Source organism: Stenotrophomonas sp. 05N423 (assembly GCF_056397145.1).
On the sequence record NZ_JBFTMV010000001.1, the window covers coordinates 404,377 to 426,567 of the forward strand.

The following is a 22,191-nucleotide window of genomic DNA, read 5'->3' on the forward strand; positions in this document are numbered from 1 at the left end:
GCACCCACGAGGAACCGCCATGACCACCGCCTTCTATCCCATTGGAACCCCCGGCCAGGCCTGGGGGGCGCAGGAACGGGCGCAATGGCTGGCGCGGCAGGCGGTGCAGCGCAGCCATGCCGACGAAGTGCTGGCCAGGATCGACGCCCTGCGCGACCGCTTCGACGTGGCGCAATACGGGCAACTGGACTACCCCTCCGGCCAGTACCCGCTGCTGGCGATCCGCAGCCGCAACTGGGACGACGCCCTGCCGGTCGCACTGGTGACCGGCGGCGTGCATGGCTACGAGACCAGCGGCGTGCAGGGCGCGCTGCAGTTCGTCGACCGGCACGCAGCCGACTACGCCGGACGCTGCAACCTGCTGGTCGCGCCCTGCGTGAGTCCGTGGGGCTACGAGCGCATCCAGCGCTGGAACGCGCTGGCGCTGGACCCGAACCGCAACTTCACCGCCGACAGCCCGGCCCCGGAATCGGCGGCGCTGATGGCACTGGTGCAGCCGCTGGCCGGGCGCTTCCTGATGCATATCGACCTGCACGAAACCACCGACAGCGACGAGGAAGAGTTCCGGCCGGCGCTGGCCGCGCGCGATGGCAAGCCGTTCGAGCCGGACGGGGTTCCCGACGGCTTCTATCTCTGCGCCGATTCGCTCAATCCGCAGCCGGAATTCCAGCAGGCGGTGATCGCCGCGGTGGCCAGGGTCACCCACATCGCGCCGCCGGACGCGCAGGGGCGGATCATCGGCTCGCCGGTGGTGGCGCACGGCGTCATCGAATATCCGCTCAAGGCGCTGGGCCTGTGCGCCAGCATCACCGGCGCGCGCTACACCACCACCACCGAGGTCTATCCGGACAGCCCGCGCGCCACGCCCGGGCAGTGCGACGATGCGCAGGTGGCGGCGGTGCGCGGTGGTCTGGAATACGCGCTGGCGCAGCGCTGACCCGCAACGTCCTGCGTACACTGCTTCGACCAAGGGGCGGAGCGGTGCGCATGAACAGGATACTGGCCGGGCTGTCGATGGCGATGCTGGCCTGCGGTGCACAGGCGGCGCAGGCACCGGCCTACGACCGGCCCGGCATCGGCTTTTCCGCCAGCACGGTAGGCGAGGGCGTATTCGCCTGGGAACAGGGGCTGCCCGATGGCAGCCGCGACCGCCGCGATGGCGTGACCGCCACCACCTGGACGGCCGATACCCTGCTGCGGCTGGGCGTGGGCCACACGCTGGAACTGCAGCTGGGGGCGGACACCTGGGGCGGCCAGCGCCTGCGTGGCGCCGGCCTGCGCGAGCATGCGCAAGGCGGCGGAGACGGCAGCATCGCCCTGAAGTGGGCACCGGCGCTGGCCAGCGACACGCTGACGGTCGCCTTCAAGCTCGGCACCACGCTGCCCTGGGGACGCGCCCCGTTGGGCGGCGACGGGCATACCCGCGATGCGGGCGTCACCCTGGCCTGGGCCCTGCCGGCCGATACCAGCCTGGCGCTGTATGTCGATCGGCAATGGGACGGCGACGGCGGCGGCTGGCTGTTTTCGCCCAGCTACGGTTTCGCGCTGGGCGGGAATGTGGCGGCCTACGTCGAGGCCGGATACGGCGAGGACGAGCAGCACATGCGCGCTGCCGGCGCGGGCCTGACCTGGATGGCGACGCCGCGGCTGCAGCTCGATGCCTCCTTCCTGCGCGGCCTGGACGAGGAAACCGTCGACTGGCAGGGCGGCATCGGGTTGGCGCTGTATTTTGATTGATACGGGTTCGACCGCTCTCCCGTGCGCCGCTCAGCGGCGCCTGCGGATCAGGGTCGAGGAGGCCTGCAGGACGGCGCGGGTGAGCAGCGCCATCGAGGCGACTTCGCCCTTCCAGTGCTGCCAGTACAGCGGGATGTCCTCCCAGGCGCGCGCCTTGACGTAGACCAGGCGCCCGCTGTCCAGGTGGCGGCGCACCAGCGGCAGGGGATTCATGGTCCAGCCCAGGCCACCGAGGTTGGCGTGGACGAAGGCACGGGTGGAGGGAATCCACCAGGTCGGCGCGTGCAGCGACTGCTGCGAGCCGGTCAGGCGCTGCGCATAGCGCGCCTGCAGGTCGTCCTTGCGGTTGAACACCAGCACCGGCGCCTGGGCCAGCGCCTGCGCGGTGACGCCCTTGGCGAAATGGCGCGCGTGGAATTCCGGGGTGCAGGTGGCCGCGTAGCGCATGCTGCCCAGCGCGTGGATCTGGCAGCCCTGCACCGGTTCGGACAGGGTGGTGACCGCGCCCAGCACCGCGCCCTGGCGCAGCAGCGCGGCGGTGTGGTCCTGGTCCTCTGTGTGCAGGTCCAGGGTGGTGCTGCCGACCCTGGCGAAGGCCAGCGCCGCCTCCGGAAACCAGGTTTCCATGCTGTCGTGGTTCACCGCCACCGCGATGCTGGCCCGCGGCAGGTCGGCGTCGGACAGGCCGATGCGCTCGAAGGCATCGCGTTCCAACAGCGCGGTCTGCTCGGCCAGGCGCACCAGCACCTGGCCCTCGGCGGTGGCCTCGGTAGGCGTGGTGCGCTTGACCAGCAGCTTGCCGACGCGTTCCTCCAGCGCCTTGATCCGCTGCGACACCGCCGAGGCGGTGACGTTCAACGCAAGCGCGGCGCGTTCGAAGCTGCCTTCGCGGATCACCGCTGCCAGGGCGCGGAGCTGGGCGTGGTCGATGCGCATTATTAAGTTCTGCTAAAGATGGTTTAAGAAGTTTAGCTCTACTTTTTGATGCTGCACTGCGACAATCGCCTGCATCGACGCACCCCCGGTGCCGTCCTCCCCCATCCGTAGACAGGCAGTCCCCCATGTTTTCCGTCGTAACCGCCCAGGCCACCAGCAGCGCCTGGCTCAGCGGTGCCGGTACCGGCATCGGTCTTTTCGCCGTGGTCGGCGCGCAGAGCGCCTTCATCCTGCGCCAGGGCATCCTGCGTCAGCACGTGATCCCAGTGATCGCCACCTGCTTCGCCATCGACGCGGCGTTCATCTTCGCCAGCGTCGCCGGCCTGCGCACCCTCACCAACCAGCTGCCGTGGCTGACCACCGTGCTGCTGTGGGGCGGCGTCGCCTTCCTGGTCTGGTACGCGCTGCAGTCGGCGCGTCGGGCCGTGGCCGGCGGTGGCGGCATGCAGATGGATGACAGCGCCGGATCCTCGCGCCGCGCAGCGATGCTGGCCGCGGCCGGCTTCTCGGTGATCAACCCGCATTTCTGGCTGGACATGGTGGTGATCGGCTCGATCGCCGACAACTTCGGCGATGCGCGCATGGCCTTCGCCGCCGGCGTGGTCACCGCCAGCGCGATGTGGCTGACCGCGCAGGGCCTGGGTGCGCGCCTGCTGGCGCCGCTGTTCAACAAGCCGGGCACCTGGCGCGTGCTCGACGGCACCATCGCGGTGATCCTGAGCGTACTGGCGCTGACCCTGGCGCTGCGCGGCGTCGGCTGATGGCGCCGGCGCGGGCCATCGGCATGCACACCGGCGTGCCGGCACCGGCACGGGCGGCCCGCGCATGAGCCAGTCCCGGCCCACGCTGTGGACATCGGGGTTCCTGTTGGCCTGCATCGCCAACTTCCTGATGGGCATGTCGTTCTATGTGCTGATGCCGACCCTGCCGTTCCACCTGGTGGAGCAACTGCGGATCGGCGAGGCCACGGTGGGGCTGGTCCTGTCCAGCTACGTGATCGCGGCGCTGCTGGTGCGGCCGTTCTCGGGTTTCATCGTCGATCGCTTCAACGCCAAGCATGCCTACCTGGTGGCGCTGGCGGCCTACGTGCTGTTCACCTCCGGCTACCTGCTGGCGCACACCGTGCTGGTCTTCGTGCTGGTGCGGCTGGGCATCGGTGTGACCTTCGCGGTGATGAGCACCGCGGCCAATACCCAGGCCATCGACATCATCCCTTCGGTGCGCCGCGGCGAGGGCATCGGTTTCTTCGGGCTGATGAGCAGCCTGGCCATGGCGCTGGGGCCGATGGCGGGCCTGTGGCTGATGGACCGTTACCCGTTCCAGGCGATCTTCGAGGCGGCAATAGTCGCCGGCGTGGCCGGCCTGCTGGTGGCGTCGCTGGTACGCGCGCCGCGCAAGCGGCGCGACGGCGCGGCCACGGTGCTGTCGCTGGACCGCTTCCTGCTGGTGCGCGGCATTCCGCTGGCGCTGAACCTGGCGGTGATCGGCCTGGGCTACGGCATGCTGCTGGCCTTCGCCGCGATCCACGGCAAGCAGCTGGGCGCGGGCAATACCGGCATCTTCTTCACCCTGATGGCGGTGGGCATGATGGTCTCGCGCGCGTTCTCCGGGCGCCTGGTCGATGGTGGCCGGGTGGTGCTGGCGACCAACGGCGGCAGCCTGGCGATCGTCGCCGGGCTGGGCCTGATGGCATGGGCGGACGCACCGGCGACGTACTACCTGTCCGGCCTGCTGGCCGGCTTCGGTTTCGGCGTGGTGTACCCGGCCTACCAGACGATGATGGTCAACCTCGGCAGCCACGCGCAGCGCGGCACCGCGGTGGCTACCTATTTCTGCGCGCTGGACGTGGGCATCGGCGCCGGCATGGTGCTGGCCGGCCTGGTCGCCGCCCGCTTCGGCCTGGCGACGGCGTTCGCCAGCGGTGCCGGGCTGGCGCTGGGCGCCGGGCTGGTCTATGCGCTGCTGTTGTCGCCGCGCTTCGTGCGTGCGCCCCTGCCGCTGGCCGACGCCACCGGCATCGCGCACGTGGGGAAAAACGGCTGAAGACCGGCGGCGCTTGGTCGCCGCCGGCCTGTGGCAGAATCAATCCGCTTGCGGCGGCCATGGGGCGCCGATCCATCACCTCCGGGGGAACAATGAAGAAGTACCTGTCCGTCATCGCCGCGCTGTGCCTGCTGTCGGCCTGCAGCCAGGGCATCAAGGGCGTCTATGCCGATGCGATGGGGGTCACCCGGTACAGCTTCACCTCCGGCGGCAAGGTCACCATCGAGGCGATGGGCATCTCGCAGGAAACCACCTATGTACGCGAGGGCGATACCTTGAAGGTGGCGCTGCCGCAGAAGGGCGCGTCGCTGAATTTCACCATCAACCAGGACGGTTCGCTGGGCGGTCCGCTCGGCATCCGTCTGGAAAAAGCCGACAGGTGACGGGGCGCGGCATGCGGCCGGCACATCCTGCGTACGGGAGGCGCTTGCGGTGGAACCGGTGATCCTCTCCGCGGTCGCGGCAGCGCTGCTGGCCGGCGCGGGCGCGGCCTGGTGGTTCGGGCGGCGGCGCCCGGCCGAGGGCTGGGCTTTCATTCCCGAAGCTCCCGATACCGATCCGGCCGCCGCGCCGGCGCTGGACGCGGCGCTGCTGCCGGAGATGCGCCAGCGCTTCCTGCGCGCAGCGCTGGGCGTTGAAGACACCGGGGCGGGTGTGCCCGACGCGCCCGAACATCGCCAGGTCGCCGACGCCGTGATGGCGGCGCTGGAGCGCACCGACCTGTCGCAGCGCTATATTCCGCGGCGCCCGCACCTGCTGCCGCAACTGATCCAGAGCGTCAACGACAGCACCGCGTCGGCGCGTTCCATCGGCCGCATCATCGGCAGCGACCCGCTGCTGACGGTGAACCTGCTGCGCATCGCCAACAGCGCGCTGTACCGCTTCCAGCAACAGCAGGTGCGCAGCATCGAGCGCGCGGTGACCCTGGTCGGCAACGAAGGCATCCGCCAGATCATCTCCGCCGCGCTGGTGCAGCCGGTGATGAATCCGCCCGATGGCGACGGTGGTCGGTTCTCGCAGCGGATCTGGGACTACACCCTGCGCATGTCGCTGGCCGCGGCCGATCACGCGCGCGGCGTGGAGCGCGAGGACGGCTTCTCCGCGCAGTTGGCCGGCCTGCTGCGCGGGCTGGCCATGGTCATGGTGGTGCGCGCCACCGCCGACGCGTATTCGCGCCGGCAGACGCTGGCGCCGTCGCCGGAGCTGCTGCTGTCGCTGCTGGAGCGCTGCACGCCGCCGCTGGCGGCGCGGATCGCCCGCGAATGGCAACTGGCGGGGGATGTCGCCGCGGCACTGGAAGCGGGTGGGCAGGGCGCACCGCCGTCCTCGCTGGCGCGCTCGCTGGAGATCGGCGAACTGGCCGCGGCGCTGTCGATGCTGTGCCGGGAAGGATTGCTGGAGGAAGCGCAGGCGCTGGAGCAGTTGTCCGCCTGCGTTCCCGGCCATGTCGGCGGCTGGCTGTGGAAGCGGGTCAGCCCGGACGATCCGCGCGACCCTTGAGTCGGCAGCCTTCCGGCGCCGGGCAACCGCCTACAGTTGCGATTCGAGCGGCAGCCAGCTGATGGCGCGCGCGGTGGCGCGCTGCAGCCAGGTGGTGTCCGGTTCGGCCACATGGCTGGTTGGCGGCGTCCGCGCGCGGTCCAGCCAGCGCAGCCCGCCGTCGCGGTCCAGGTAGAGGTAATAGCTCAGCTCGGGGCCGGACAGGCGCAGGTATTCCGCGCGCAGCTGCGCGGCCAGTAAGGGATCGTCGAACAGCACGCCCATCTCGGTGTTGAGGTAGGCCGAGCGTGGGTCGATGTTGAACGAGCCGACGAAGCCGCGCCGGTCGTCCACCACGATGGCCTTGGTATGCAGGCTGGCGCCGCTGCTGCCGAAGGCCGAGCTCCTGCCGCCGCTGCCGCGCGACTTGAGTTCGTACAGCCGGGCGCCGCCGCGCAGCAGCGGCAGCCGGTAGTGCATGTAGCCGCTGTGCACCGCGGCCACGTCGTTGGCCGCCAGCGAGTTGGTGACGATGCCGACCTGCACGCCGTCGGCCACCTGCCGCAGCAGTTGCTCGGTGCCGGCGCGGCCGGGGACGAAATACGGCGAGATCAGCAGGGTTTTGTGCCGCGCCTGGCCCAGTTCGTCCGCCAGCCGCGTGACCAGCCAGTCGGTCCGGTCGTTGTCGCGGTGCTTGAGCGGCGGGTCGGAATACACCTGGATGCGTTCGCTCCAGTGCAGTGGCAGGCGACTGCCGACATAGCCGCCGCCAAGCCGTTCGCGCAGCCGTTGCAGGTAGGGGCGCGCCTGGGCCTGGCGCGCGTCGAGACCGGCGCGGGAGATCAACTGGTCGAGCTGGCGCGGCGATGCCGGTGCCAGGGCGGCGATGGGCACGGCGGCGGTGCTGTTCCAGAACGCGTCGAAGATGGCGCTGGCCTGGCCGGCGGCCGGGCCGGCCAGCAGCAGGTCCAGGTCGCGGAAATTGACGTCCGGGCGCGCATCGAAATACTCGGCGCCGATGTTGCGGCCGCCGACGATGGCCACGCGGCCGTCGGCGATCCAGGCCTTGTTGTGCATGCGGTGGTTGATGCTGAAGACCCGTTGCACCATCTCCACCAGCCGCCACGGACCCTGGCGGTTGCGGAACGGGTTGTACAGGCGCACTTCGATGTTGCGATGCGCGTCCAGCGCCAGCAGCTGCGCGTCCTGCCCGGAGGCGTTCATGTCGTCCAGCAGCAGGCGCACGCGCACGCCGCGCTCGGCCGCCGCGTACACGTCGCGCACCAGCAGGTGGCCGACCATGTCGTCGTGCCACATGTAGTACTGCAGGTCGAGGCTGCGGCCGGCCTGGCGGGTGACGACCGAGCGCGCGGCGAAAGCCTCCAGGCCGTCGACCAGGTAGGCCGCGCCGCTCATGCCCGGATGCGCGGCGAGCTGGGGTTCGAGCGCGCGGTCCAGCGGGGTCTGCCCGGCACGCGGCGGCAGCGCGGTGGAGGGCGTGCCGACGGCGCGCGGCGTGAGCCGGTCGCCCAGCAGCAGGCCGCTGGCGACCAGCAGCAGGAGCACGGCGAGGAGGCGGCCGCACAGGCGCAGCAGGCGCCTGGCGCGGGAGCGGGGCGGTTCCATGCGCGCATCCTAGCGGCGATCCGGTGATGCCGGCGGCGTCGGCATGACGTTCCGGGGATGTGGACGCGGTGCCGTCTGGGCGAAAATCGCGCTTTGCCCTGCCCGAGTCCGCAGATGACCAACGGTTCCACCTCCTTCCGTGCCCCCAGTCTGGTGGTCCAGATCATCATCGGCCTGCTCGCCGGCATCGTGCTGGCGCTGGCGTGGCCGCCGGGGGCGCGCGCGGTCGGCCTGCTCGGCACTGTCTTCGTGTCGGCGCTGAAGGCGGTGGCCCCGGTGCTGGTGCTGGTCCTGGTGACGGCCTCCATCGCCAACCACCGGCAGGGGCAGAAGACGCACATCCGCGCGATCCTGCTGCTGTACGTGATCGGCACGCTCGCCGCCGCGCTGGTCGGCGTGCTGGCCAGTTACCTGTTTCCCAGCACCCTGATCCTCAAGGCGCCGACCGAGGCCGGCCTGAGCGCGCCGGGAGGCATCGGCGAAGTGCTGCGGACGCTGCTGATGCAGGTCGTCGACAACCCGGTGAACGCGTTGACCCACGCCAACTATATCGGCCTGCTGGCCTGGGCCGTCGGCCTGGGCCTGGCGCTGCGCCAGGCCGGCGACGGTACGCGCGCGCTGGTCGGCGACCTGTCCGCTGCCATCACCTGGATCGTGCGCATGGTGATCCGGCTGGCGCCGCTGGGCGTGTTCGGCATCGTCGCCTCGCTGCTGGCCGAATCCGGGCTGGGCGCGCTGAAGAACTACCTGCACGTGCTGTGCGTGCTGGTCGGGGCGATGCTGTTCATGGCCTTCGTCGGCAACCCGCTGATCGTGGCGGTGGTGACCCGCCGCAACCCGTATCCGCTGGTGCTGCGCTGCCTGCGCGAGAGCGGCATCACCGCGTTCTTCACCCGTTCCTCGGCGGCCAACATCCCGGTCAACATGGAGCTGTGCCGCAAGCTGGGCCTGCATGAGGAAACCTATTCGGTGGCGATTCCGCTGGGCGCGACCATCAATATGGCTGGCGCGGCGATCACCATCTCGGTGCTGACCCTGGCCGCGGTCAACACACTGGGCATCGCGGTGGACCTGCCCACCGCGCTGCTGCTGAGCGTGCTGGCGGCGATCGGCGCCTGCGGCGCCTCCGGCGTTCCGGGGGGCTCGCTGCTGCTGATCCCGCTGGCCTGTGGCCTGTTCGGCATTTCCAACGACGTGGCGATGCAGGTGGTGGCGGTGGGCTTCATCGTCGGCGTGGTGCAGGACTCGGCCGAGACCGCGCTCAACTCCTCCACCGACGTGGTGTTCGTCGCCGCCGCCGAACAGGCGCGCGGGCGCGGCTGATGGCGATGGCCGCGCGCTTCACCCCGGCGGTCCGCATCGGCCTGTCCATCGCGCTGGCCACCGGCCTGTACGGCGTTTCCTTCGGCGCGCTGGCGGTGGCCTCCGGGTTCAGCGTCGGCCAGACCGTGGCGCTGAGCCTGCTGATGTTCACCGGCGGCTCGCAGTTCGCCTTCATCGGCGTGGTCGGCGCTGGCGGCACCGGCGCGGCGGCGTTCGGCGCGGCCACGCTGCTGGGCATCCGCAACGCGGTATATGGCGCGCAGATCAACCGGATGCTGCGGCCGCGCGGCTGGCTGCGCCTGCTGTCGGCGCAGGTCACCATCGATGAATCGGTGGCGACAGCCGCCGGCCAGAACGAACCTGTCGAACAGCGTCGCGGTTTCTGGGTGGCCGGCATCGGTGTGTACCTGCTGTGGAACCTGTTCACCCTGCTGGGCGCGCTGCTCGGCGACGCACTGGGCGATCCGCGCCGCTGGGGGCTGGACGGCGCCGCGGTGGCAGCCTTCCTCGGCCTGCTGTGGCCGCGCCTGCGCTCGCGCGAGCCGGTGGCCATCGCCGTGGCGTGCGCGCTGGTGACGATGCTGGCGCTGCCTTGGGCGCCGCCGGGCGTGCCGATCCTGCTGGCGGCCGCGGTCGCGGCGGTGTGGGGCTGGTTCGGACGCGGCCCGGCCGATGAAGGGCTGGAGCCGGACGTGGCGCCCGGCCACGATACGGGAGACGCGCGATGACGCAGTGGAGCTGGGTGCTGCTGGCCAGCGTCGTGGCCTGGGCGATCAAGTTCTGCGGCTACCTGGTGCCGATGCACTGGATGGAATCGCCACGCATGACGCGCGTGGCCGGCACCCTGACCATCGGCCTGCTGGCGTCGCTGGCCACGATGAACGCGGTGTCCGCCGGGCAGGGCGTGGTGCTGGACGCGCGCATCGGCGCGCTGGCGGTGGCGGCGCTGGCGTTGCTGCTGCGCCTGCCGTTCCTGGTGGTGGTGCTGGCCGGCGCGGCGGCGGCCGCCCTGCTGCGTCTGCTGTCGTAGGCGCCGGCTCGTTCCGGCACGGGCGGGATGTCCCGGTGGGGTGTTGCCCGTGTCAGAAACGCTGGCCGGAGGCGAGATAACGCCACTGGCCGTCAGGCATCCGGCTCAGGCCGATGCGGCCGATGCGCAACCGGCGCACCTGCGTGGCGCGCAGGCCGACCTCGGCGCACATGTGCTGCAGTTGGCCCAGCCGCACGTCCTTGATCGCGAAGCGCAGGCGCTGTTCGCTCTGCCAGCTGACCTTGCAGGCGGGCAGGGCGCGTCCCTGGTAGCTCAGCCCGTGCGTCAGCTTCGGCAGCGCCCAGGGGCTGCCTTCGCCTTCCACGTCGACCATGAATTCCTGTTCCAGCGCCGACCCGGCCTCCAGCAGGTGCCGGCGCACGCGCCAGTCCTGGGTAAGCACGACCAGGCCGCAGGCGTCGTCGTCCAGCGGCATCGGCGCTTCCAGGCGCAGGAAGTGGCGGTGCAGCAGGCGGATGCCGGAAGCGTCCTCGGCGAAGCGGCCGTCCTCGCGCAGCAGCGTGGACAGTTCCCCGGCAGCGCAGCCGACGGGCTTGTTCAGCAGCAGCGTCGCCGGTTCGGCCGGCTCGCTGGCGGCACCGGTGGCGAGGGTGACGGTTTCAGCGGCCACCATGGTCTGTGGCGCCTCCACCACCACGCCGTCCACGCTGACCCAGCCGCCCTCGATGTAGTGCCGGGCCTGCGCGCGGGAACAGTGCAACTGCGCGGCGAGGCGCTTGTCGAGGCGGATGGGCGTGGTCATGGGAGCGGACAGGTGCGGCGGGCGGCGAGTGTAGCGCCGCGCGGCCGGGGGAGCGACGCCCGCGTCAGCCGGCTTCGTGCTCCAGCGCGGTCAGGTACAGGCGCAGGTCGAATTCCAGCTGGTGGTAGTCCGGCTCCATGTGCAGGCACAGCTGGTAAAAGGCCTTGTTGTGCTCGGCCTCTTTCAGGTGCGCCAGTTCGTGCACCACGATCATCCGCAGGAACTCTGCCGGGGTATCGCGGAACACGCTGGCGATGCGGATCTCGCGACTGGCCTTGAGCTTGCCGCCGTGGTTGCGGGAAACGGCCGTGTGCAGGCCGAGCGCATGCTTGAGCACCTGCAGCTTGCCGTCGTACAGCACCTTGCCCAGTGGCACCGACTGGCGCAGGTGGCGCTCCTTCAGCGCCTGCACGTAGTCGTAGAGCTGGCGGTCGCTGCGCACCGCATGCGCCTGCGGGTAGCGGCGGCGCACGGCCTCGCCCAGCGCGCCCTGCGCCAGCAGCTCGCGGGCGCGCTGCTGCAGGTGTCCGGGGTAGCCGGCGAGGTATTTCAGGGGCTGCATCGGCGGACGCGGGCAGGGAGGGGCCGGTATCATGGCAGCATCGATCCGATCACGTAGTGCAGAAATGGCAAAGGCGAACCCCCTGCAGGAGCAGTTGCTCAAGGCCGGCCTGGTCAAGAAATCGCAGGTCGCGCAGGTCGCGCGCGAGCAGAACAAGGCGCGGCACGCCAAGGGCGCCCCCGCCGGCCCCAGCGAAAGCCAGCTGGACGCCGAACGCGCGCGCGTGGAGAAGGCCGAGCGCGACCGCGTGCTGGCCGCCGAACGAAACGCCCAGCGCCGCGCCGAGGAACTGCGCGCGCAGGCGCGGCAGATAATCACTGACCGCAAAGTGCCGCGCCGTGGCGAGCTGGAATACCGCTTCAGCGATGGCGAGGCGATCCGCACCCTGCTGGTGGACGAGATGCTGCGCAGGCAGCTGGCCGCCGGCACGCTGGTGATCGCTCGCCACGGCGAGGGTTTCGAGCTGCTGCCGCGGTTGGCCGCCGAGAAGGTACGCGAGCGCGATGCCACGCTGATCGTGCTCGACCATGGACAGAGTGGCGATGCACCGGCTTCGACCGGCAACGCCGAGGACGATGCCTACTACGCGCAGTTCGTGGTCCCCGACGACCTGGTGTGGTGACTGGGCGCCGGCGCATTGGCCCGGCGGTCAGGCGATTGCGCTAGGCTGGACCCCGGTCACTTCGGAGCAGCCAGCCATGGCCACCGGTTGGGCGGGCGACACCGCCGTTCAGGATCAGATCGACGCCACCGTCGAGGACGCGATCAAACGCGCCCGCAGCCGCCTGCCCAGCGGGCCGGGGCTGGAGCGCTGCGAGGAATGCGACGCGCCGATTCCCGAGGCGCGGCGCAAGGCCATTCCCGGCGTGCGCCTGTGCGTGGCCTGCCAGCAGGCACTCGATGCCGAGGAATCGGCCCACAGCGGCTACAACCGCCGCGGCAGCAAGGACAGCCAGCTGCGTTGAGGCTCAGCGGCTGTCGCCAGCGGCCGTGAAACTGCCGGCCCAGCGCCGCATCGCGAACAGCCACCACAGCCAGCCGGCGGCGGCGACCAGTCCGCCGACCAGGCCGATATGGCCCATGCCCAGGCGCAGGCTGACCTGGCTGCCGATCAGCGCGCCGGCACCGATGCCGATGTTGAAGATGCCCGAGAACAGCGCCATCGCCACGTCGGTGGCATCGGCCGCCAGCCGCAGCACCTTGGACTGCATCGACAGCGCGAAGCAGATCATCGCCACGCCCCACACCGAGGCCAGTCCGTAGAGCATCCATGCGCTGCCGGTGGCCAGGCGCAGGCCCAGCAGGCACAGCGCCAGAGTGCCGATGGCGGCAAGCAGGAAGCCGCGCGGCCAGCGCGTGCCGAAGCGCGAGAACAACAGGCTGCCGAAGAAGCCCATGCCGCCGAACAGCAGCAGCACCCAGGTGGTCACATGCGCATCGAAGCCGCCGACCTGCTGCACGAACGGCTCGATATAGCTGTAGCCGGTGAACTGCGCCGCCACCACCACCATCACCAGCAGGTACAGCGCCAGCAGCGCCGGGCGGCGCAGCAGCAGCGGGAGGCTGCTGGCCGAACCGCTGTTCTGGCTGGGCAGTGCCGGCAGCAGCCGCGCCAGCACGAGCATGGCGAGCAGGGCGACGCCGCCGATGGCCAGGAAGGTGATGCGCCAGCCCAGCAGTTCGCCGACGACGCGGCCCAGCGGGATGCCCAGCACCATCGCCACCGAGGTACCGGTGGCCAGCAGGCCCAGCGCCTGCGGACGCTTGTCTGCCGGCGCGATGCGCACCGCCAGCGAGGCGGTGATCGCCCAGAACACCGCATGCGCCAGCGCGATGCCGATGCGGCTGAGCATCAGCACGCCGAAGTTCCAGGCGACGGTGGACAGCAGGTGGCTGGCGACGAACAGGGCGAACACGCCCAGCAGCAGGCGGCGGCGGTCGAAGTCGCGGGTGAGCAGCATGCAGGGCAGCGACGCCAGCGCGACCACCCAGGCATAGGCGGTGAGCATCAGCCCGACGTGCTCGATGGGCATGCCGAAGCTGCCGCCGATGTCACTCAGCAGCCCGACCGGCACGAATTCGCTGGTGTTGAACACGAAGGCGGCCATCGCCAGCGCGACCACGCCCAGCCAGCGCTGGCGGTCGCTGCGGACGACGGGAACGGACGAAGCGGCGTCCGCCACGGGGGCAGAACACGATGAGGTGGGAGAGCGGGACATTGCGGAAGGCAAAGCCGGTGGGGGGCGGCTTCATTGCGGTGCTGCGGGCGGGATTTTCGCACGCACCGGCCGTACGCGGGCGGAACGCTGTGGTACGCGGCGGATGCAGGCAGCGGGGTATCCCGCCGCCCGCGGCGGAGGCTCAGCCGTCGCCCTGGATCACGTGCGCCTGCGCTGGGCCGGCCGGCCAGCGGCGCAGGCCACGCTGGAAGAACAGGCTGTTGGGTATCTGCATCAGCGTGCCCTCGGCCGGGCCGCCGATCTCCTGCAGCGTGGTGTAGATCAGGTTGATGTCGATCACCTGGCCCTTCAGTCCGGGCTTCTCGCCGTTCTCCAGCAGTTCGACGCGGTCGCCGAGGCGGAACGGCCGGGTGGTGAAGATCAGCAGGGTGCAGAAGATGTTGGACAGCACGCTCCAGGCGGCGAAGAACGCCACCGCGCCGACCGCGGCGAAGCCGGTGAACGCGGTCCACAGGATGGTCGGCGATACGCCGAGCTGGTCCAGGATCGCCACCAGCGCGGCGCTGCCGATCACGAAGTTGGACAGGCGCCGCGCGGCCGTTTCCACTTGTGGCGGCAGCGTGTAATGCATGCCCAGCCGCGCCAGCAGGCGCCGGGTGAGCAGGCGCAGCAGCCAGGCGATCAGCAGGATCACGACCACGGCCAGCGCCGTGTCCAGCAGGCTGATCCATTCGTGCATCCATTCGGGCAGGTATTTCTTCATCGAGGTATCTCCTTGCAGGGCCGCATGCGATGCGGCACGCGATCATCGGGGGCGCAGCGCGGCGGCGGTATGGGTGGCGTCGCCATCGTTGACCCCCGGCGTGATGCCGAGCACGTGTGCGAGCAGCGGGTAGACGTCGACGTTGTCGATCGGCGCAATCACCACACCCTGGCGGAATGCCGGGCCATGGGCGATGAACGGCGAGCGCATGTCGGGCAGCTGGTTGTCATAGCCGTGTTCACCACGCAGGCGGTGGTGCTTGCGCTCCAGTTCCGCGCGGGTGGTGATCTGCCAGCCGGGGTCGCCGATGCAGATATAGGCCGGTACGCGACGGTGCCTGCCGTACTCGAAACGGGCCGGGATCTGCTCGCGGGTCATGCAGTCCATGTGTTCGTGCCGGCCCAGCAGTTGCCGGGCGGCAGCCTCGCCACCGGGCAGGGCGTCGAAGGAGGCGTAGGCGCCGGTCCAGCCGAAGTCCAGCCGGCTCACGTCGACCAGATCGTCGAGGAAGAATTCCCTGTCCGGGCCGGTGGCGGTCATGCCGTGGTCGGAGACCACCACCAGATTCACCTGCTGCCCCAGGCCCTGCGCCTGGATGCCCTGCAGCAGGTGGCCGATGGCCGTGTCCACTTCACCCAGCGCCTGATCCAGTTCGGGGGAGTCGGGGCCGAAGTCGTGGCCCATGGTGTCGACCCGGTCGAAATACAGGGTGATGAAATGCGGACGCTCGGCGGCCGGAAGCACCAGCCACTCCAGCACCTGGCGGACGCGGTCTTCGGAGTTGAGCTTGATGTCGAACGGGCGCCAGTATTCCGGGCGTGCGCCGTGGATCGGCGCTTCCGAGCCGACCCAGAACATCGCCGCGGCGCGGCCGCCCTGTTCGCGCACGGCGGTCCACAGCGGTGTGCCGTCGTCCCACCAGCGCTCGTCGCCGACGGTGGCCGGGTCGAACATGCTGAAGCGCACACCGGGGATCGTCGGATCGGTCATGAAGTTGGCGATGACGCCGTGATGGTCCGGGCGCAGCCCCGTCACCAGCGTGTAGTGGTTGGGGAAGGTGATCGACGGGTAGGAGGGACGCATGTATTCGGCGCGTACGCCGTCATGGGCCAGCGCCGTCAGCGTGGGGGTGAGGCCACGTTCCAGGTAGTCGTTGCGGAAGCCGTCGATCGACACCAGGATCAGCGGCGCGGCGGCTTGGCGCGGGAGTCCGGCGGGAGCCGATGCGGTGGTGGGCGCTGTCGCGGGAGCGCTGGCGCAGCCGGTCAGTGCGAGGGCTGCGCCGAGCAGGGCGGCAGGGAGTCGGAGCATGGGATTGCTTGAACAGGGCGAAGGCGGATTGTCGGCCACCCGGCCGGCCCTGTCAGCCGCCGCCTCCGGAAATTTCCTGCGACCGGCTTTAAACCTTTTCGATGGCCGCCGCATCCAACGGATATGCTCGACGCCACCGTGACCGCCACCGCTCCTTTCCCGCAGGCCGCCGACGATGCCGCGCTGGTGCGTGCCGCCGCCGGCGGCGACAGCCATGCCTACGAGCGCATCTACCGCCGCCACGCGCCACGCCTGTATGCGCTGCTGTGGCGGCTGTGCGGTGGCAGCGCGGCGCGCGCCGAGGACGCGCTGCAGGAAACCTTCATCCAGGCCTGGCGCAAGTTGCCGCAGTTCCGTTTCGAGAGCGCGCTGGGCACCTGGCTGCACCGGATGGCGGTTAACACGGCGCTGATGGAGCTGCGCGCCAGTGCCGCGTTCGAGGCGCTGGACATCGGCGAGGGCGGCATGGACATGCTGGCGCAGATGCCGGCGGCCACGCGCTGCCAGGCCACCGGGCTGGACCTGGAGCGCGCGCTGGAAACCCTGCCGCCGCGCGCCCGCGCGGTGCTGGTGCTGCACGACATCGAAGGCTGGAAACACCAGGAAATCGCCGAGGAACTGCAGATGGCCGTCGGCAGTTCCAAGGCTCAGCTGCATCGCGCGCGCGGCCTGCTGCGTGCGCGTCTGGGAGAAACACCATGAACGAACATATTCACGATCACGATCACGATCACGATCACGACGACCTGGCTGCGCGCCTGCGCCAGCTCCCGGCCGAACGCCTGCCGCCTGCCGCGGCCTGGCAGCGCATCGCCGCGCGGCTGCAGGAAGAGCCACGCCTGCCGGTTGCCGTCGCCGCGCCGCTTCCGCGCCGTCGCCGCTGGTTGTCCATCGCGGCCGCGGCGGCCGTCGCCGCGTTGGCGTTGTTCGGGGCTGGCCGCTGGTGGGGACTGCACGAGCGGCCGGTACGGCCAGCGGTGGCGCAGGAGTCGCCGCTGGAAGCGCAGGCCGACGCGCTGGCCGATACGTACCGGCAGGCGATCGCGGCGATTCCGCAGGACACCGTGCCGGCCGAACTCGCGCCCGCGCTGCACGAACTCGACGCCAGCGCGGGCAGCATCCGCACGGCGATCGCACAGAGCCCCGATGCCGGCTTCCTGCTCGGCCAACTGCGGCGCACCTATGCGCTGCGCCTTGAACTCACCCGGCGCGGCCTTGCCACCGCCGGTCTTCCCACCTGAAGGAGAATCCCCATGAATGTTTCCTTGCGACACCTGCTGGCCGCCATCGCGCTGCTGGCCCCGATGGCGCCGGCCCTGGCGCAGACCACGGTCAACGAACACCACGCGCTGTCCAGCGGCGGACGGGTCGAGATCAGCAACGTCGCCGGCTCGGTGACCGTGCGCGGCTGGGACCGCAACGAGGTGCAGCTCACCGGCACGCTCGGCGAGGGCCAGCGCCTGGACGTGCAGAACAGCGCCAACCGCGTGCAGCTGAAGGTGGTGTACCCGCAGAACAGCCGCAACAGCCGCGGCGCGGTGCTGGAACTGCGCGTGCCGCGCGGCAGCGAGCTGCAGGCCGGCACGGTCAGCGCTTCGCTGGACGTGGCCGACGTCGACCTGCGCCGGCTGCAGGCCAGCACCGTCAGCGGCAGCATCACCGCCAATGGCCAGGCCGGCGAGAGCAACCTCAATACCGTCAGTGGCGCGATCCGTTCGCAGCTGCGGACCTCGCGCCTGGAGCTGCGCTCGGTCAGCGGCGGTATCCATGCGGCGGGCACCAGCGGCGGTGAGGTGAGCGCCAACTCGGTGTCCGGTGGCGTCGATCTGGATCTGTCCGCCGTGCAGCGGCTCAACGCCGAAACCGTGTCCGGCAGCCTGGGCGTGCGCAGTGCCGGCCTGCAGCCGGGGGGGCGCATCAGCCTGCAGACCGTGAGCGGGTCGATTGCGCTGACCCTGCCGGCGCGTACCTCCGCGCAGCTGAAAGCCAGCAGCTTCAGCGGCAGCATCCGTTCGGACGTGGGCGAAGTCGAACGCCCGCGCTACGGCCCCGGCAGCCACCTCGACGCGCGCATCGGCGGCGGCGATGGCGACATCTCCATCAACTCGCATTCGGGCAGCGTGCGGGTGAACCTCGGCGCGCGCTGAGCACGCAGGGCTGCCCGTGCCCGGTGAACCGGGGCGGGCGGCTACAATGGGCGGCTTGCCACGTCATCGTATGGAGCCGTCATGCCCGTTTCTTCCTGCCCGCAATGTTCGTCCGAGAACGTCTATCCCGACGGCGCGCTGTGGATCTGCGCCGACTGCGGCCACGAGTGGACCCCGGGTGAGGCCGCCGGATCGGCCGTGGTGGTGCGCGACAGCAACGGCAACGTGCTGGCCGCCGGCGACACTGTCACCGTCATCAAGGACCTGAAGGTCAAGGGCTCGTCGATCCCGCTCAAGCAGGGCACGGTGATCCGCAACATCCGCCTGGTCGAGGACGATGCCGAGCACATCGAGGGCAACTCGGACAAGATCAAGGGCCTGGTGCTGAAGACCTGTTTCCTGCGCAAGGCCTGATTGCACGCGGCCCACGTGGCAGTGCCCCTGTATGGGCGGAAGGATCCATGCTTGACAGCCTCATGGACTGGCTTCGGTCGATGAAAATCCGACCGCGTCCAGCGAACCTGCCGGGGGCTTTACAGTGAAAGGCCCCGGCATCGAGGACGCGCCTCGAGCGAAGGGCCGGGGCGTACGCTTTTCAATGCGGGATATGCCGCGCATTGAGCCGGTACAGGCTGTCGAGCTTGGCCTGGTATACCGTGCGCACCTGGTCTGAACCGCTCAGTTCGCGCGCGCGCTCCATCTCGCGCATCGCGCGGCGGTTCTCGCCCATCAGGAAATAAGCCCGCGCCAGGCCGAAATGGAACTGGTGGGCGTTTCCGTACAGACGTATCGCATGACGGTAGTCCAGTGCGGCCAGTGCATAGTCACCATGACGTTCGGCCTCCACGCCCTGCATGAACTGGTAGAACGGGTCGTGACCGTGCACGCGTTGCAGGCGATCCCCGAGCTGCGCCGCCCGCTTGGTATCGCCCAGCCGCCGGTACAGGGCCGTGGCATTGGACAGTGCCGACGGCAATACCGGATCGGCCCGCAGTGCGTTGTCGAACGCCGCAGTCGCTTTGGCGATGTCGCCGTGGCGGGTTTCCAGGACACCCAGATTGTTCCAGGCCGGCGCGAACGTGGCATCCATCCGTACCGCGGTGTGCAGGTAATCTGTTGCCTGTTCGTCATGCGTGGCCATCAGCTCGGCGCCGCGATTGTTGTAGTAATGAGCCAGGGCGCGCTGGTCGGAAATCACCTGCGGGCCGCGCCGGTCGTAGAGCACGTTCTGGTCCAGGTCCAGCGTGCCGCGCCGGCCATCCACGCGCAGGCCGACGTTGACGTGCCCGGCGTTGTAGATCACGCCCTGCTCCTGGTACCAGGTCACGACCTGGCCGACCTCCTGGATGTGCGCTTCCAGGCCGGCCTCGCGCGCCAGCGCGACGAACAACAGGGTGAAGGACAGGCAATTGGCGCGGTGTTGTTCCCATGTCTCGGCCACGGTCAGCGTGGCGGTGGTGTCGTACTGCAGGCCAAGGCCATCGGGTTTGAACACCAGGTCCACCAGCCGCTGCAGGCGCTGTTCGGGGGCGTTGGATGGGTTGATCACGCGTTCGTACAGCTGCTGCTTCAGCTCGGGAGGGATCGCCATCACCTGTTCCGGTGCCGGCGGTGCGGCAGGCGGCGTGAGGTTGACTGCGGCGAGCAGGAGAAAAGCATTCCAACCGATCATGGCGACCACCCGGGGGTTGCTGCGGCGGTGCCAGTGTATGCCTGTCCCGGCGCGGCGGCGCATCCATCCACGGAATCCCCGGGCGGTGTGGACCGGCCGTTGCAAAGATGTAGATGACCCCGGCGGCCCCTGTGCCGTGGGCGTCGCGGAAGGCTGGCCGTCATCGCCACGCGTCCTGCCGCGGCCAGGAACGGGCGGCCCGGTACTTGGCCGGGTCTGCTAGTATCCGCGCCCCAGACGAGGCCGGCCGCCGCATGCCGGCGTCCTCCCGCCGGCCGGCGTTTCCATTCGACCATGACGAAGTTCATTCCCTCCGCCGAGGCGCAACTGTCGCTGGGTCTCGGCAGCGACATCCCTACCGAGCGCCTGTTCTTCGCGGTGATGCCCGATCCGGCCACGGCCTGGCGCATCGCCGAGCTGGCCGAGGGGCTGCGCGGCGAGCATGACCTGGACGGCCGGCCGCTGGCGCGCGAACGCCTGCACGTCACCCTGCATCACCTGGGCGATTACGCAGGCCTGCCTCCGAGCCTGCTGGCGAAGGTGCAGCAGGCTGCGGCGCGGGTGCGGATGCCGGAGTTCGAGGTGTGCTTCGACGAAGTCGGCAGCTTCGCCGGCGGCCGCCAGCATCCGTTCGTGCTGCGCAGCGAACATGGCGCCGACCTGCTGCACGGCCTGCACCAGGAACTGGCGCGCTGCCTGCAGACCGTCGGCAGTCGCCCGGATCCGGCGTTCACGCCGCACCTGACCCTGCTCTACGACAAGCGCCGCATGCCGCTGCAGCCGGTGCAGCCGATGCGCTGGCTTGTGCGTGAGTTCGTGCTGATCCGCAGTTACCTCGGACAGACCCGCTACCAGCTGGAAGGGCGCTGGCCGCTGGGCTGAAACCTGTTCTCCCTCTGTAGGAGCGCACTTCAGTGCGCGAACGGGGCCTGCATGCAGATCCTTCTGCAACAGCCAGCACATCCATGTGCGGAGATTCAACGGGAAAGCCTCATCGCGCACTGAAGTGCGCTCCTGTGGTCCTGCCTGCCTAGAATGGCCGCATGGACCTGATCCCGATGCCCCTGCCGCCGGGCCAACTGGCCGAAATCGAAGCCGCGCATGCGCAGCCGCCGCGGGCGTACCACAACTTCGGCCATGTGCAGGCGCTGCTGCGCCACCATCGCGATGTCGCCGCCGGCCCCGGCTGGCGGCAGCCGCGCGAGGTGGCGCTGGCGATGCTGTACCACGACGCCGTCTATGAGGCCGGGCGTGGCGACAACGAAACGCGCTCGGCGACGATGGCGCGCGAGGCGATCGCGCGCTGGCTGCCTGATGCCGGCGTGGACGTGGAGCGGGTGGCGGGGCTGATCGAATTGACAGCGCGCCATGGCAGCCTGCGCGGTGAGGAACTGGACGCGGATGCGGCGCTGTTCCTGGACAGTGACATGGCGATTCTTGGGGCGCCGCCGGCGGTGTTCGATGCCTACGACCGGGGTATTGCCGAGGAATACCGGGGCAAGGTGCCGGGCTTCCTGTTCCGGCTCAATCGCCGGCGTTTCCTGAAGGGAGTGCTTGCGCAGCCGCGCATTTTCTTCAGCGGGTTCTTCCATGAGCGGTACGACGCGCAGGCGCGGGAGAATCTGCGGCGGGTGACGGCTTGAGGTCTGCTTTGGCTTTGGCTTTGGCTGTTGCCGTGATTCAGCTTTTGGTTTTTGACTTTCAGGGATCCCTTCCGTAGCGACGGAGCCGGCGGACAAGACCCCGCAGGGGCGACGTGCATGGATGCACGTCGTTTTTCGACGAGACAGGGATGTCTCGTCGAAAAATCCCGGCGGCGGAGTGGACCCGGCGCGCGTAGCGCGTCGGGCGCGGAGGCAGGGCGTGCTTTCTTTGGGCCACGTTTCTTTGCACGAGCAAAGAAAGGTGGCTCGCACCCCGAAGGGGAGCGAAAGCCTTTGATTCTGACGCTGCCGTTGCTTGGGCCTTGGCTCTGGAAGGAAGCAACGACCAACGCAGAAGCTTGAGAGCAAAGCTTTCACTCCTGCTTTGCAGGAGCGAGCCACCTTTCTTTGCTCGTGCAAAGAAACGTGGCCCAAAGAAACACGGGCCGGGACGCGATCCGTCGGGCTGCGCCCGCCGGTTCCCTGCGCTCCTCGCGTACCGAGGGGACGGCGCACAACTCGCTTCGCTCAGACACGTGCGCCTCTTCGCCCCTCGGTCCGCTGCGGTGCTCGGCTCGCTCTACGGCCGGGGTGAGTCAAAAGCATGGAAGCAAAAGCAAAAGCAAAATCACGGCAACGGCAACGGCAACAGCCACAACAACAGCCACAACCACAACAACAGCCACAACAACAGCAACCACCGCCACTGCTCCGCGGCCTCGCAGGACCCCATGGCCTAGAATTGCCCGATCCCGTTTTTGACGACGGCCACGCAGGCCGAAGCGATGAATCCGATCCCCATCCCCGCGCCCGACCCGGACCCGCGGCCCACGCCGCCGGAAGAGCCGGGGCCCAACGAATGCTGCGGCAGCGGTTGTCCGCTGTGCGTGCTGGACCTGTATGCCGACGAGCTGGCGCGCTACCGGCAGGCGTTGGCGGCGTGGAAGCTGCGCCATCCGGAGGTGCAGGACTGACG

Annotated in this window: 26 protein-coding genes; 18 read left to right on the forward strand and 8 right to left on the reverse strand. The window is 69.7% G+C overall.

Translation table 11 applies throughout. The features are described 5' to 3' along the window. Positions 1-19: 19 nt before the first annotated feature. A complete protein-coding gene (locus AC1DGW_RS01740) occupies positions 20-937 on the forward strand; it encodes a M14 family metallopeptidase (RefSeq protein ID WP_478018957.1) in 918 nt (305 codons plus the stop codon). A 50-nt stretch (positions 938-987) separates the two neighbouring features. Then, a complete protein-coding gene (locus tag AC1DGW_RS01745) occupies positions 988-1,737 on the forward strand; it encodes a transporter (protein WP_478018958.1) in 750 nt (249 codons plus the stop codon). A gap of 30 nt (positions 1,738-1,767) precedes the next feature. On the opposite strand, the gene AC1DGW_RS01750 is transcribed toward AC1DGW_RS01745, so the two are convergent. Continuing rightward, a complete protein-coding gene (locus AC1DGW_RS01750; RefSeq protein WP_478018959.1) occupies positions 1,768-2,673 on the reverse strand; it encodes a LysR family transcriptional regulator ArgP in 906 nt (301 codons plus the stop codon). Positions 2,674-2,798: 125 nt separating this feature from the next. Here AC1DGW_RS01750 and AC1DGW_RS01755 point away from each other — a divergent pair, with 125 nt between their 5' ends. The 4 genes from AC1DGW_RS01755 to AC1DGW_RS01770 all read left to right on the forward strand — a co-directional run bounded on the left by AC1DGW_RS01755 (position 2,799) and on the right by AC1DGW_RS01770 (position 6,216). Continuing rightward, a complete protein-coding gene (locus tag AC1DGW_RS01755) occupies positions 2,799-3,434 on the forward strand; it encodes a LysE/ArgO family amino acid transporter (protein ID WP_478018960.1) in 636 nt (211 codons plus the stop codon). Between the two features lie 64 nt (positions 3,435-3,498). Further along, complete coding sequence (locus AC1DGW_RS01760; protein WP_478018961.1) at positions 3,499-4,716, forward strand: MFS transporter; 1,218 nt, start codon at positions 3,499-3,501, stop codon at positions 4,714-4,716. Between the two features lie 92 nt (positions 4,717-4,808). Further along, a complete protein-coding gene (locus tag AC1DGW_RS01765; RefSeq protein WP_478018962.1) occupies positions 4,809-5,099 on the forward strand; it encodes a hypothetical protein in 291 nt (96 codons plus the stop codon). 49 nt (positions 5,100-5,148) lie between these two features. Continuing rightward, a complete protein-coding gene (locus AC1DGW_RS01770) occupies positions 5,149-6,216 on the forward strand; it encodes an HDOD domain-containing protein (protein WP_478018963.1) in 1,068 nt (355 codons plus the stop codon). 30 nt (positions 6,217-6,246) lie between these two features. Here the strand turns inward: AC1DGW_RS01770 and AC1DGW_RS01775 are convergent, their stop codons facing one another. Beyond that, positions 6,247-7,821 carry a phospholipase D family protein gene (locus tag AC1DGW_RS01775; protein ID WP_478018964.1) on the reverse strand — a complete coding sequence of 525 codons (1,575 nt, stop codon included), beginning with the start codon at positions 7,819-7,821 and terminating at the stop codon, positions 6,247-6,249. Positions 7,822-7,935: 114 nt separating this feature from the next. On the opposite strand from AC1DGW_RS01775, the gene sstT reads away from it, so the two are divergent. The 3 genes from sstT to AC1DGW_RS01790 are packed head-to-tail and all read left to right on the forward strand — an operon-like array spanning position 7,936 to position 10,174. Beyond that, entirely contained in the window at positions 7,936-9,144 is a 1,209-nt protein-coding gene (gene sstT / locus AC1DGW_RS01780) for a serine/threonine transporter SstT (protein ID WP_478018965.1), read from the forward strand. After that, on the forward strand, positions 9,144-9,872 hold the full coding sequence (locus AC1DGW_RS01785) for an AzlC family ABC transporter permease (protein WP_478018966.1): 729 nt from the start codon (positions 9,144-9,146) through the stop codon (positions 9,870-9,872). The genes sstT and AC1DGW_RS01785 overlap by 1 nt, the downstream gene beginning before the upstream one ends. Continuing rightward, a complete protein-coding gene (locus AC1DGW_RS01790; RefSeq protein ID WP_478018967.1) occupies positions 9,869-10,174 on the forward strand; it encodes an AzlD domain-containing protein in 306 nt (101 codons plus the stop codon). The genes AC1DGW_RS01785 and AC1DGW_RS01790 overlap by 4 nt, the downstream gene beginning before the upstream one ends. A 52-nt stretch (positions 10,175-10,226) precedes the next feature. Here the strand turns inward: AC1DGW_RS01790 and AC1DGW_RS01795 are convergent, their stop codons facing one another. Further along, complete coding sequence (locus tag AC1DGW_RS01795; protein WP_478018968.1) at positions 10,227-10,937, reverse strand: RNA pseudouridine synthase; 711 nt, start codon at positions 10,935-10,937, stop codon at positions 10,227-10,229. A gap of 64 nt (positions 10,938-11,001) precedes the next feature. Then, positions 11,002-11,499, reverse strand: coding sequence for a M48 metallopeptidase family protein (locus tag AC1DGW_RS01800; protein ID WP_478018969.1), 498 nt, complete (start codon positions 11,497-11,499; stop codon positions 11,002-11,004). Between the two features lie 64 nt (positions 11,500-11,563). Here AC1DGW_RS01800 and AC1DGW_RS01805 point away from each other — a divergent pair, with 64 nt between their 5' ends. Next, on the forward strand, positions 11,564-12,121 hold the full coding sequence (locus tag AC1DGW_RS01805; RefSeq protein ID WP_478018970.1) for a DUF2058 domain-containing protein: 558 nt from the start codon (positions 11,564-11,566) through the stop codon (positions 12,119-12,121). 76 nt (positions 12,122-12,197) lie between these two features. Next, positions 12,198-12,464, forward strand: coding sequence for a DksA/TraR family C4-type zinc finger protein (locus AC1DGW_RS01810; protein ID WP_055770167.1), 267 nt, complete (start codon positions 12,198-12,200; stop codon positions 12,462-12,464). A gap of 3 nt (positions 12,465-12,467) precedes the next feature. Here the strand turns inward: AC1DGW_RS01810 and AC1DGW_RS01815 are convergent, their stop codons facing one another. The 3 genes from AC1DGW_RS01815 to AC1DGW_RS01825 all read right to left on the reverse strand — a co-directional run bounded on the left by AC1DGW_RS01815 (position 12,468) and on the right by AC1DGW_RS01825 (position 15,753). Continuing rightward, positions 12,468-13,682 (reverse strand): sugar transporter, encoded by a 1,215-nt coding sequence (locus tag AC1DGW_RS01815; RefSeq protein WP_478018971.1) that lies wholly within the window; start codon positions 13,680-13,682, stop codon positions 12,468-12,470. Between the two features lie 178 nt (positions 13,683-13,860). Beyond that, on the reverse strand, positions 13,861-14,442 hold the full coding sequence (locus AC1DGW_RS01820; RefSeq protein WP_478018972.1) for a mechanosensitive ion channel domain-containing protein: 582 nt from the start codon (positions 14,440-14,442) through the stop codon (positions 13,861-13,863). Between the two features lie 42 nt (positions 14,443-14,484). Continuing rightward, entirely contained in the window at positions 14,485-15,753 is a 1,269-nt protein-coding gene (locus tag AC1DGW_RS01825) for an alkaline phosphatase family protein (protein WP_478018973.1), read from the reverse strand. 123 nt (positions 15,754-15,876) lie between these two features. Here AC1DGW_RS01825 and AC1DGW_RS01830 point away from each other — a divergent pair, with 123 nt between their 5' ends. From AC1DGW_RS01830 to AC1DGW_RS01845, 4 genes are all read left to right on the forward strand, one after another. Continuing rightward, positions 15,877-16,455 (forward strand): RNA polymerase sigma factor, encoded by a 579-nt coding sequence (locus AC1DGW_RS01830; RefSeq protein ID WP_478018974.1) that lies wholly within the window; start codon positions 15,877-15,879, stop codon positions 16,453-16,455. Next, entirely contained in the window at positions 16,452-16,994 is a 543-nt protein-coding gene (locus AC1DGW_RS01835; protein ID WP_478018975.1) for a hypothetical protein, read from the forward strand. Before AC1DGW_RS01830 ends, AC1DGW_RS01835 begins: the two co-directional genes overlap by 4 nt. Before the next feature lie 12 nt (positions 16,995-17,006). Next, positions 17,007-17,900: a DUF4097 family beta strand repeat-containing protein gene (locus AC1DGW_RS01840; RefSeq protein ID WP_478018976.1), complete on the forward strand. Its 894-nt coding sequence runs from the start codon at positions 17,007-17,009 to the stop codon at positions 17,898-17,900. Positions 17,901-17,981: 81 nt separating this feature from the next. Then, positions 17,982-18,314, forward strand: coding sequence for a zinc ribbon domain-containing protein YjdM (locus tag AC1DGW_RS01845; RefSeq protein WP_478018977.1), 333 nt, complete (start codon positions 17,982-17,984; stop codon positions 18,312-18,314). A gap of 181 nt (positions 18,315-18,495) precedes the next feature. Here the strand turns inward: AC1DGW_RS01845 and AC1DGW_RS01850 are convergent, their stop codons facing one another. Further along, entirely contained in the window at positions 18,496-19,572 is a 1,077-nt protein-coding gene (locus tag AC1DGW_RS01850; protein ID WP_478018978.1) for a tetratricopeptide repeat protein, read from the reverse strand. A gap of 294 nt (positions 19,573-19,866) precedes the next feature. Between AC1DGW_RS01850 and thpR the strand changes: the two genes are divergently transcribed. The 3 genes from thpR to AC1DGW_RS01865 all read left to right on the forward strand — a co-directional run bounded on the left by thpR (position 19,867) and on the right by AC1DGW_RS01865 (position 22,189). Then, positions 19,867-20,454, forward strand: coding sequence for an RNA 2',3'-cyclic phosphodiesterase (thpR, locus tag AC1DGW_RS01855; protein ID WP_478018979.1), 588 nt, complete (start codon positions 19,867-19,869; stop codon positions 20,452-20,454). 161 nt (positions 20,455-20,615) lie between these two features. Beyond that, entirely contained in the window at positions 20,616-21,215 is a 600-nt protein-coding gene (locus tag AC1DGW_RS01860) for an HD domain-containing protein (protein WP_478018980.1), read from the forward strand. 785 nt (positions 21,216-22,000) lie between these two features. After that, positions 22,001-22,189 carry an oxidoreductase-like domain-containing protein gene (locus AC1DGW_RS01865; RefSeq protein WP_478018981.1) on the forward strand — a complete coding sequence of 63 codons (189 nt, stop codon included), beginning with the start codon at positions 22,001-22,003 and terminating at the stop codon, positions 22,187-22,189. Positions 22,190-22,191: the final 2 nt, after the last annotated feature.

What these genes read in the sequence shown, in the direction of transcription:
- AC1DGW_RS01755 (WP_478018960.1), top strand. Translation starts at nt 2,799, where the DNA reads ATGTTTTCCGTCGTAACCGCCCAGGCCACCAGCAGCGCCTGGCTCAGC.
- AC1DGW_RS01825 (WP_478018973.1), bottom strand. Translation starts at nt 15,753, where the DNA reads ATGCTCCGACTCCCTGCCGCCCTGCTCGGCGCAGCCCTCGCACTGACC.
- AC1DGW_RS01740 (WP_478018957.1), top strand. Translation starts at nt 20, where the DNA reads ATGACCACCGCCTTCTATCCCATTGGAACCCCCGGCCAGGCCTGGGGG.
- AC1DGW_RS01840 (WP_478018976.1), top strand. Translation starts at nt 17,007, where the DNA reads ATGAATGTTTCCTTGCGACACCTGCTGGCCGCCATCGCGCTGCTGGCC.
- AC1DGW_RS01760 (WP_478018961.1), top strand. Translation starts at nt 3,499, where the DNA reads ATGAGCCAGTCCCGGCCCACGCTGTGGACATCGGGGTTCCTGTTGGCC.
- AC1DGW_RS01810 (WP_055770167.1), top strand. Translation starts at nt 12,198, where the DNA reads ATGGCCACCGGTTGGGCGGGCGACACCGCCGTTCAGGATCAGATCGAC.
- AC1DGW_RS01800 (WP_478018969.1), bottom strand. Translation starts at nt 11,499, where the DNA reads ATGCAGCCCCTGAAATACCTCGCCGGCTACCCCGGACACCTGCAGCAG.
- sstT (WP_478018965.1), top strand. Translation starts at nt 7,936, where the DNA reads ATGACCAACGGTTCCACCTCCTTCCGTGCCCCCAGTCTGGTGGTCCAG.
- AC1DGW_RS01790 (WP_478018967.1), top strand. Translation starts at nt 9,869, where the DNA reads ATGACGCAGTGGAGCTGGGTGCTGCTGGCCAGCGTCGTGGCCTGGGCG.
- AC1DGW_RS01865 (WP_478018981.1), top strand. Translation starts at nt 22,001, where the DNA reads ATGAATCCGATCCCCATCCCCGCGCCCGACCCGGACCCGCGGCCCACG.
- AC1DGW_RS01850 (WP_478018978.1), bottom strand. Translation starts at nt 19,572, where the DNA reads ATGATCGGTTGGAATGCTTTTCTCCTGCTCGCCGCAGTCAACCTCACG.
- AC1DGW_RS01775 (WP_478018964.1), bottom strand. Translation starts at nt 7,821, where the DNA reads ATGGAACCGCCCCGCTCCCGCGCCAGGCGCCTGCTGCGCCTGTGCGGC.
- AC1DGW_RS01835 (WP_478018975.1), top strand. Translation starts at nt 16,452, where the DNA reads ATGAACGAACATATTCACGATCACGATCACGATCACGATCACGACGAC.
- AC1DGW_RS01820 (WP_478018972.1), bottom strand. Translation starts at nt 14,442, where the DNA reads ATGAAGAAATACCTGCCCGAATGGATGCACGAATGGATCAGCCTGCTG.
- AC1DGW_RS01845 (WP_478018977.1), top strand. Translation starts at nt 17,982, where the DNA reads ATGCCCGTTTCTTCCTGCCCGCAATGTTCGTCCGAGAACGTCTATCCC.
- AC1DGW_RS01785 (WP_478018966.1), top strand. Translation starts at nt 9,144, where the DNA reads ATGGCGATGGCCGCGCGCTTCACCCCGGCGGTCCGCATCGGCCTGTCC.
- thpR (WP_478018979.1), top strand. Translation starts at nt 19,867, where the DNA reads ATGACGAAGTTCATTCCCTCCGCCGAGGCGCAACTGTCGCTGGGTCTC.
- AC1DGW_RS01860 (WP_478018980.1), top strand. Translation starts at nt 20,616, where the DNA reads ATGGACCTGATCCCGATGCCCCTGCCGCCGGGCCAACTGGCCGAAATC.
- AC1DGW_RS01745 (WP_478018958.1), top strand. Translation starts at nt 988, where the DNA reads ATGAACAGGATACTGGCCGGGCTGTCGATGGCGATGCTGGCCTGCGGT.
- AC1DGW_RS01830 (WP_478018974.1), top strand. Translation starts at nt 15,877, where the DNA reads ATGCTCGACGCCACCGTGACCGCCACCGCTCCTTTCCCGCAGGCCGCC.
- AC1DGW_RS01750 (WP_478018959.1), bottom strand. Translation starts at nt 2,673, where the DNA reads ATGCGCATCGACCACGCCCAGCTCCGCGCCCTGGCAGCGGTGATCCGC.
- AC1DGW_RS01805 (WP_478018970.1), top strand. Translation starts at nt 11,564, where the DNA reads ATGGCAAAGGCGAACCCCCTGCAGGAGCAGTTGCTCAAGGCCGGCCTG.
- AC1DGW_RS01765 (WP_478018962.1), top strand. Translation starts at nt 4,809, where the DNA reads ATGAAGAAGTACCTGTCCGTCATCGCCGCGCTGTGCCTGCTGTCGGCC.
- AC1DGW_RS01795 (WP_478018968.1), bottom strand. Translation starts at nt 10,937, where the DNA reads ATGACCACGCCCATCCGCCTCGACAAGCGCCTCGCCGCGCAGTTGCAC.